Genomic DNA, 7,614 nt, shown 5'->3' with positions numbered 1-7,614 from the left:
CCCCCCCCCAAATCCGAGAGGGTGGCGGGGGTGCGGACGTGTGCTCTTCTTATCTCCCTAGCCAGTTCTCTGGTGGCCAGCAGCATCGGGTTTCTTTGGTCTTTGCGCTGTCACCATCGCCGTCGGTGCTGTTGCTCGACGAGCCAATGTCGGCGCTGGATGCGCGGGTGCGCGAGCACTTGTGCACCGAGCTGCGCCAACTGCAGCGCAAGCTGGGCATCACCACGCTGATGGTTACCCACAACCAGGACGAGGCCATGCTGATGGCCGACCGCATCGCCGTGATGAATAACGGGCAGGTCGAGCAGTACGCCTCCCCGCAGGATATCTACGACCGGCCTGCCACACCGTTCGTTGCCGAGTTCGTCGGTCAGGGCAACTGGCTGCCGTTCCAGCGCCATGACGACAGCCACGCCCAGGTGGGCAGCATGAGCATGCGTCTGGCTCCGGGCGCGGCGAGTGCGCGCAGTGGCCGGCTGTTCTGCCGCCCGGAGGCGATCATGGTCAATCCGGTGGTACACGAGGAGAACCTGTTTCCGGCCAAAGTGCGTGAGCTCACCTTTCTCGGCAACCGCTGCCGCATGAGCTTCGAGCTCAAGGCCTTGCCGGGGCACGCGTTGCTCGCGGAGCTGGCGCCCGAAGCCATGCCGCGCCTGGGCTCGCAGGATATCTGGGTGGCCCTGCCACCGCAGAGCCTGCAGGTGTTTGCCTGAGATGGCCGCGCCCATGAGCGTATCGCTGGCCGCCGTCAAGGCCGCACCAGGTGGTGGCATCGCCCTAGGTGATCGCCTGTTCGTGGTCGGTGGCAAGAGTCTGCTGTTGCTCCTGCTGCTGCTGGCCGTGCTGATGCCGCTTCTGGCCATCTTCTGGCGTGGTTTCAGCGGCGAGGCGGGCCAGGGCGGTGGCCTGCAGGCGGCCGCCGAGCTATTTGCCAGCGACAACTTTCGCTGGCTGCTCGGCAACAGCCTGGCAGTGGCTTTCAGCGTAGCGCTGATCGTCGTGCCGCTGGCCTACCTGTTCGCCTATGCCCTGCAACGCACGCTGATCCCGGCCAAGGGCTTGTGGCGCGGGATTTCATTGCTGCCGCTGCTGGCGCCGTCGATGCTGCCGGCCATTGCGCTGGTCTACCTGTTCGGCAACCAGGGCCTGCTGCGTGCACTGCTGAGCGACAACATCTATGGCTTCTGGGGGATCGTGCTCGGCGAGGCGATCTACACCTTCCCGCATGCCCTGATGATCCTGCTGTCGGCGCTGTCGCTCGCCGATGCGAGGCTGTTCGACGCGGCCTCGAGCATGGGCGCAGGACCGTGGCGGGCCTTTTGCAGCATCACCTGGCCGGCCACGCGCCAAGCGGTGTTCGCCGCGTTCTGCCTGGTGTTCACCCTGACCATCACCGACTTTGGCGTGCCGGTGGTGGTCGGTGGCGACTATCAGGTGCTGGCACTGGAAGCCTACAAGGCGGTGGTCGGCCAACAGCAGTTCGGCCGTGGCGCCCTGATCGGCATGGTCCTGCTGGTGCCGGCGCTGCTCAGCTTCGGCGTCGATGCCTGGCTGCGCCGCCGCCAGGGCGAGGCGATGAGCGGGCGCGCGCAGGTATTCGAGCCCCAGCCTTCGCGTCGTCGCGATGCCTGCTTCCTGACCATCGTGGTGCTGGTCTGCGCAGCGCTGCTGGGGGTGATCGGCATGGCGGTGTATTCGTCGCTGGTGACCTTCTGGCCCTACAACCTGACGCTTTCGTTCAAGCACTACCTGTTCGACGAGACCGCTGGTGGCGGCTGGCTGGCCTACCGCAACAGCGTGACCATGGCCCTGTGCTGCGCCGTGATCGGCAGTGTGGTGATCTTTACCGGCACCTACCTGATGGAGAAAACCCAAGGCCAGCGCCTGCTCAACCAAGCCTTGCGCCTGCTCAGCTTCGTACCGATGGCGGTGCCAGGGCTCGTCCTGGGCTTGGGCTACGTGTTCTTCTTCAACCTCGCCGGCAACCCGCTGCATGTCTTCTACGGCAGCATGGCGTTGCTGGTGGTCTGCACCATCGCTCACTACCTGACCACCGCACAGATGACCGCAAGCACTGCGCTGCGCCAGCTCGATGGTGAGTTCGAAGCGGCTGCGCTGTCGCTCAAGGCGCCGCTGTACCGGCATTACCTGCGCGTCACCGTACCGATCTGCCTGCCTGCACTGCTGGATATCGTGCGCTACCTGTTCGTCTCCGGGATGACCACGGTGTCGGCGGCGATCTTCCTCTACAGCCCCGACACGATCCTGGCCGCCGTCGCCGTATTGAACATGGACGATGCCGGCAACGTTGGCGGTGCTGCGGCGATGTCCACCCTGATCCTGCTCACCAGCGCCACGGCCTCGCTGCTGCTGGCGGGGGCCTCGCGCGGTCTGTTGCGCCGCTCCCAGGCCTGGCGCCAGCGCGCGCCCAAACCCTGATTCGACTGTCCACCTCAAAGGAGCTGCCTCATGTTCAAGCCACTTGCCCTTGTTGCTGCCGTATCTGCCGTGTTCAGCTTGCACGCCTCGGCGGCCGCTACCCAACTGACCGTCTACACCGCCCTGGAAGCCGAGCAGCTCAAGAGCTACAAGCAGGCCTTCGAGAAGGCCAACCCGGATATCGAGATCAAATGGGTGCGGGACTCCACCGGCATCATCACCGCCAAGCTGCTGGCCGAGAAAGACCGCCCGCAGGCTGACGCGGTGTGGGGCCTGGCAGCCTCCAGCCTGGCCATCCTCGATCAGAACGGCATGCTCGATGCCTACGCGCCGAAAGACCTGGGCAAGATCGCACCGAATTACCGCGACGCCGCCAACCCGCCAGCCTGGGTGGGGATGGACGTGTGGGCCGCGACGATCTGTTTCAACACCATCGAGGCCGAGAAGCAGGGCCTGAGCAAGCCGGTGAGCTGGCAGGACCTGACCAAGCCCGAGTACAAGGGTAAGATCGTCATGCCCAACCCTGCCTCGTCCGGCACCGGCTTCCTGGATGTCAGTGCCTGGCTGCAGACCTTGGGCGAGCCCCAGGGCTGGGCCTACATGGATGCCCTGCACCAGAACATCGGCCAGTACGTCCATTCCGGCTCCAAGCCCTGCAAGCTGGCGGCGGCGGGCGAGTTCCCGATCGGCATCTCGTTCGAGTACCCGGCCGTGCAGCTCAAGCGCCAGGGTGCGCCGCTGGACATCGTGCTGCCCAAGGAAGGCCTGGGCTGGGAAATCGAGGCCACGGCGGTGATCAAGGGCACGCCTAAGGCTGACGCAGCCAAGCGCCTGGCGGATTTCTCGGCCAGCCCAGCGGCCATGGAGCTGTACAAGGACAACTTCGCCGTGCTGGCCGCGCCGGGCATCGCCAAGCCGCAGACCGAACTGCCGGCCGACTATGAGCAACGCCTGATCAAGAACGACTTTGCCTGGGCGTCGAAGCACCGCGACCAGATCCTGGCCGAATGGCGCAAGCGCTACGACGGCAAGTCGGAGAAGGTGGCACAGTAAGTAGCACTACATTCAACAGGCCGATCCTCACGACGCCAGGACCCTACCGCGATGCCCAGCCCAGCCCAGATCATCGACAACACCTTCGCCTTGTATGAGCGCCACGGCGCCGACGACTACATCGGCGAAGCCATCACCCAGATCGAGCACATGTCCCAGGCCGCGCAACTGGCCATGGCCGAAGGCTTCGACGACGAGGTCGTGCTCGCTGCGTTCTTCCACGACATCGGCCACCTCTGCGGCGGTGACGCCAGCATGGGTGGGTATGGTGTGGTCAGCCATGAGCGTATCGGCGCCGAGTATCTGCGCCGTTGTGGGTTCGGCGAACGCATGGCGCGGCTGGTGGAGTTCCACGTGGAGGCCAAGCGTTACCTGACCTTGCGCAAGCCGGGCTATTACCAGCGGCTGAGCGAGGCGAGCCGGCGCACCTTGGGTTACCAGGGGGGCGTGATGAGCGATGCCGAGGCCGATGCCTTCGAGCGCGACCCGCTGTTTGCGGTGAGCCTGCGCATGCGTGAGTGGGACGAGATGGCCAAGGAGGTCGGGGTGCCGGTGCTGGATATGGCGGTGTTGAAAGGGAAGGCGTTGGCCTTGATCTGAGGGTTGCAGCAAAGCCCTCGGCAGCGCTGCAGAACTTGTGGGAGCGGGTTTACCCGCGAAAAAGACACCGCGCTGCATGGCACGGGCTACGCCCGTGTTCGCGGGACAAGCCCGCTCCTACAGGGGCGCGCCTCAGATCTGTGACACCAACGCCTCGAGTTGCTCCTGGCGTTCCGCCTGGTTCACCCGTGCGCCCGGATTGAGCGTCGACCATTGCGGATGCGCCCGTGCCTTGGTCAACGCTTCCGGTAGCTTGCCTTCGCGCCAGGCTTTCTCATCCAGCTCGCCCAGCCGCACCCTGTCCTGTGCGGCATGGCCACGGCTGTCCAGGGCGAGCATCAGTTGCTGTTGGCGCAGCGCCAGCAAGCGCAGCACGCTGTCATCCACGGTCAGTTCACGCTGACCCTTGAGCTTGCCCAGCAACCGCGATCCGTAATTGCGCGCAGTTTGCAGTGCGCCGCCGGCAATGGCCCCCGCCAGCGCGGCAGCGCCAAGGGTCAGGCCGCCGACCAGCAGATCGACACCCGCCCCGGCCGCCGCGCCGGCGGCAACACCGCTGCCCAGACGTACGCCCAGCAGCTTCAGGGTCTCGGGGTTGAACAGGTCATCGCCCCAGCGACCATCCAGCAACGGCAGGTCGCCGGCATTGGCATCTTCACGGCGGAAGGCATAGAGCTTGAGCAGCGCCTCGACACAGCGCTGCTCCCGCTGGCGCACATCCTGGCGCAGCGTCTCGATGGCCTTGGCTTCAGCGGCAGGCTCTGCCTCGACGCTGCGTCGGCAGGCGGCACAGTCGAGCAGCAGCTCGGCGATCAGGCGCTTGCCGCTGTGCTGGCGGGCCTGGCGCTGGGCCTGCTGGTCGTCGATCAAGCGCTGCAGGGCGGGGCGGGATTTTTCCAGTAGCAGGGCAAGGCTTTCGTAGAGGCGGCGCTCGCCGTCCTCGGGCGGGGCCACGCTGTCGAACCGCACCAGCGCATGCAGCCCCAGGCGGGCCAGGGCCTCACGCCACTCCGGCTCGCGGTGCTGGCTGCTGGCGACGAAGTTGAGTACCGGTAGCAACGGCTTGCCGCAACTGGCGAGCACCTCCAGTTCATCACGGTACTTGGCCAGCACCGGCTCGCGTGCGTCGATCACGTAAAGACCGGCATGGCTCGCCTGCAACTGGCGCAGCACCTTGGCTTCCTGTTCGAAACGCTGGCGTGCCTCGCTGCCCTGGAGAAAACGTTCCAGGCGGGCTGGGCCGTCGAGACGTTCACCGGGACGCTCCAGGCGCTCCAGATAGTCGAGCAAGGCGATGGCGTCCTCCAGGCCGGGGGTATCGTAGAGCTCGAGCAGGGGCTCGCCCTCCACCGACAGCCGCGCGCCTTCGACATGGCGGGTAGTGCTGGGGCGATGGGAGACCTCACCGAAGCCGACATCACGGGTGAGGGTGCGCAGCAGCGAAGTCTTGCCGACGTTGGTGTGGCCGACCACGGCCAGCTTGAGCGGATCAGTCATGGCCATGCTCCAGCCAGGTCAGGGGCGAGGTGTCGGCGTGGGGCAGGCCGAGGCGATCGAGGGCTTCGTGCCAGTCGCCCAGGCGGGCGGCGTCCAGTGCCTGGCCAGGCAAGGCCTGGAGCAACCAGATGCGTGTGGCGCCTGCGTTGCGCGCGAGTTCGGCGAGCAACGCCAGGCTGCCACGATCAGGCGAGCGGCGCGGATCGCAGGCGATGGCCAGGCGCGCCGGAGGAAAGCGGCTGAGCTGCTCGAGCAGTTTGTTGCGCGATTCGCGGCTGTCGAGCACACCGGCGTTAGTCACCGTGGGCGGCAGCTTGGGCGGCCAGTTGCGCTGGTCGTCCAGCTCCAGGCCCACCAGCAGGGCGCCGCTGCTGCCGGTTTCCAGTTGGCCGGCCTCGAACTGCGGCAGGTGCTCGGGGGCGGCGTCCTGGACACCGATGCGCTCGCTGCGTGGCATCAGCGCTTCACGCAGCTGGGCATGGCCTGGCAGGCTGAGGTCCAGGGCGAGTTGCTTGCGGCCCTGGCGCCAGCGCCACAGGCACAGGATGGCCAGCAGCAGACGTGGCAGCAGGCCGTACACCAGCACCACGCCGAGCAGCCAGCTGGCCCAGGCCTGACGGGCGATGTCCAGGCTCGGCAAAGTCGCGCCGCTGGCGCGGATCATGTTTTCGTCGGGAATGCTGAAACCCAGCAGCGAGGGCAGGGCGCCGAGGGCGTTGGTCAGGGCGATGAAGGGTTCGGCGGCGAGCAGGGTGGTCTCCCAGACGAAGCCGTAACGTCGGGTCGCCAGCAGCGCCAGCAGCATGCCCAGCGCCGCGCTCATCGCCAGCAGCCACAGGCCATGCACCAGCAGGCCGAGCAGCCAGCGATTGAGGCGCTTGCGCTGCAGCAGCACCAGCAGGGCGGGGGCCAGGTGCGCGGCCTTGGCATCACGGGCGAAGCGTTCGCTGAGCCATAGCCAGAGCCGGCCCAAGGCCGCGCCCTGCTCGCCCGCGAAGAAGAAGCCCAGGGCCCAGCCGATCAGCAACACCAGGTTCAGGCCCAGCAGGCTGCCCAGCGCCCAGAACACATTCACCGGGCGTTGGCCGTCACCCAGCGCCGCGAGACCGAGGCCCGCGCCGCTGAGTACGGCGATGATCATCAGGGCCAGCAGGGCCAGGCGTGCCCCCTGCTTCCAGTGGCGCAGGGCCTGGGTCATGCCGTCGCGCTCGGCCAGCCACAGTGCGCGATGCTCGATGCGTGCCGCCAGGTCGCCGCCTTGCTGGCGCGCGCGGCGGTTGGCTTCCTGGTCTTCCAGGGGCCCGGCGTGTTCTTCGCGCAGGCGCACCGCTTCGGTGAGCCAGCGTTTGTCCAGTTCGGTCGGTGCAGTCACAAGGTCTTCCATTGCACGGGTCGAGGCCCAAGCATAACCCACGTGCCGGGTGCTATCCTCGCTGGCATGAACACATCACTCCCCCTCAGCCTGATCGCGGCGCTCGCCGAGAACCGCGTGATCGGCATCGACAACTCCATGCCCTGGCACCTGCCGGGGGACTTCAAGTACTTCAAGGCCACCACCCTGGGCAAGCCGATCATCATGGGGCGCAAGACCTGGGATTCGCTCGGGCGACCGCTGCCTGGGCGCCTGAACATCGTCGTCAGCCGCCAGCCCGGGTTGACGCTGGCAGGCGCCGAGGTATTCGCCTCGCTGGAAGCGGCAGTGGTGCGTGCCGAGCAGTGGGCGCGCGAGCAAGGGGTTGATGAGTTGATGCTGATCGGCGGGGCGCAGCTCTACGGGCAGGCGCTGGAGAAGGGGCTGGTGAGCCGGATGTACCTGACGCGGGTGGAGCTGGCGCCTGAAGGGGATGCCTGGTTCCCGGCGTTCGACGCGGCGCAGTGGGCGCTGGTATCGACCGAACGGCAGGTCGAGGAAGGCAAGCCGGTGTATCACTTCGAGGTGTGGGACAAGCGATAGGGCTTTTCCTGTGGGAGCGGGTTCGTCCGCTCCCACAGGGCAAGTGTTGCTCAGGAGTGACTCAGCTCGGC

The 7,614-nt window shown here is 66.7% G+C and carries 7 protein-coding genes; 5 read left to right on the top strand and 2 right to left on the bottom strand.

Translation table 11 applies throughout. From position 1 onward, the window contains the following. The 4 genes from ACPZMI_RS11925 to ACPZMI_RS11910 all read left to right on the top strand — a co-directional run. Positions 1 to 713, top strand: a 713-nt coding sequence (locus tag ACPZMI_RS11925; RefSeq protein ID WP_426352283.1) for an ATP-binding cassette domain-containing protein, incomplete at its 5' end; no start/stop codon positions are given. Between the two features lies 1 nt (position 714). Beyond that, entirely contained in the window at positions 715 to 2,439 is a 1,725-nt protein-coding gene (locus tag ACPZMI_RS11920) for a putative 2-aminoethylphosphonate ABC transporter permease subunit (RefSeq protein ID WP_426352282.1), read from the top strand. A 30-nt stretch (positions 2,440 to 2,469) separates the two neighbouring features. Then, complete coding sequence (locus ACPZMI_RS11915) at positions 2,470 to 3,492, top strand: putative 2-aminoethylphosphonate ABC transporter substrate-binding protein (protein WP_426352281.1); 1,023 nt, start codon at positions 2,470 to 2,472, stop codon at positions 3,490 to 3,492. A 51-nt stretch (positions 3,493 to 3,543) separates the two neighbouring features. Next, a complete protein-coding gene (locus ACPZMI_RS11910) occupies positions 3,544 to 4,092 on the top strand; it encodes a phosphonate degradation HD-domain oxygenase (protein ID WP_426352280.1) in 549 nt (182 codons plus the stop codon). Positions 4,093 to 4,224: 132 nt separating this feature from the next. Here ACPZMI_RS11910 and ACPZMI_RS11905 read toward each other — a convergent pair whose 3' ends face one another. Next, positions 4,225 to 5,589 (bottom strand): GTPase/DUF3482 domain-containing protein, encoded by a 1,365-nt coding sequence (locus tag ACPZMI_RS11905; protein WP_426352279.1) that lies wholly within the window; start codon positions 5,587 to 5,589, stop codon positions 4,225 to 4,227. Next, entirely contained in the window at positions 5,582 to 6,973 is a 1,392-nt protein-coding gene (locus ACPZMI_RS11900; protein ID WP_426352278.1) for a DUF2868 domain-containing protein, read from the bottom strand. Before ACPZMI_RS11900 ends, ACPZMI_RS11905 begins: the two co-directional genes overlap by 8 nt. 54 nt (positions 6,974 to 7,027) lie before the next feature. Here ACPZMI_RS11900 and ACPZMI_RS11895 point away from each other — a divergent pair, with 54 nt between their 5' ends. After that, positions 7,028 to 7,543: a dihydrofolate reductase gene (locus ACPZMI_RS11895; RefSeq protein WP_426352277.1), complete on the top strand. Its 516-nt coding sequence runs from the start codon at positions 7,028 to 7,030 to the stop codon at positions 7,541 to 7,543. Positions 7,544 to 7,614: the final 71 nt, after the last annotated feature.

This window comes from Pseudomonas wayambapalatensis, from assembly GCF_049942315.1.
Lineage (GTDB): Bacteria > Pseudomonadota > Gammaproteobacteria > Pseudomonadales > Pseudomonadaceae > Aquipseudomonas > Aquipseudomonas wayambapalatensis.
The sequence above is the reverse complement of the archived record's forward strand: the minus strand, read 5'-3'. Positions and strand labels throughout refer to the sequence as shown.

Bases quoted from the DNA above. Each gene is read 5' to 3' on its own strand.
- ACPZMI_RS11895 (WP_426352277.1), top strand. From the start codon at position 7,028: ATGAACACATCACTCCCCCTCAGCCTGATCGCGGCGCTCGCCGAGAAC.
- ACPZMI_RS11910 (WP_426352280.1), top strand. From the start codon at position 3,544: ATGCCCAGCCCAGCCCAGATCATCGACAACACCTTCGCCTTGTATGAG.
- ACPZMI_RS11905 (WP_426352279.1), bottom strand. From the start codon at position 5,589: ATGACTGATCCGCTCAAGCTGGCCGTGGTCGGCCACACCAACGTCGGC.
- ACPZMI_RS11920 (WP_426352282.1), top strand. From the start codon at position 715: ATGGCCGCGCCCATGAGCGTATCGCTGGCCGCCGTCAAGGCCGCACCA.
- ACPZMI_RS11915 (WP_426352281.1), top strand. From the start codon at position 2,470: ATGTTCAAGCCACTTGCCCTTGTTGCTGCCGTATCTGCCGTGTTCAGC.
- ACPZMI_RS11900 (WP_426352278.1), bottom strand. From the start codon at position 6,973: ATGGAAGACCTTGTGACTGCACCGACCGAACTGGACAAACGCTGGCTC.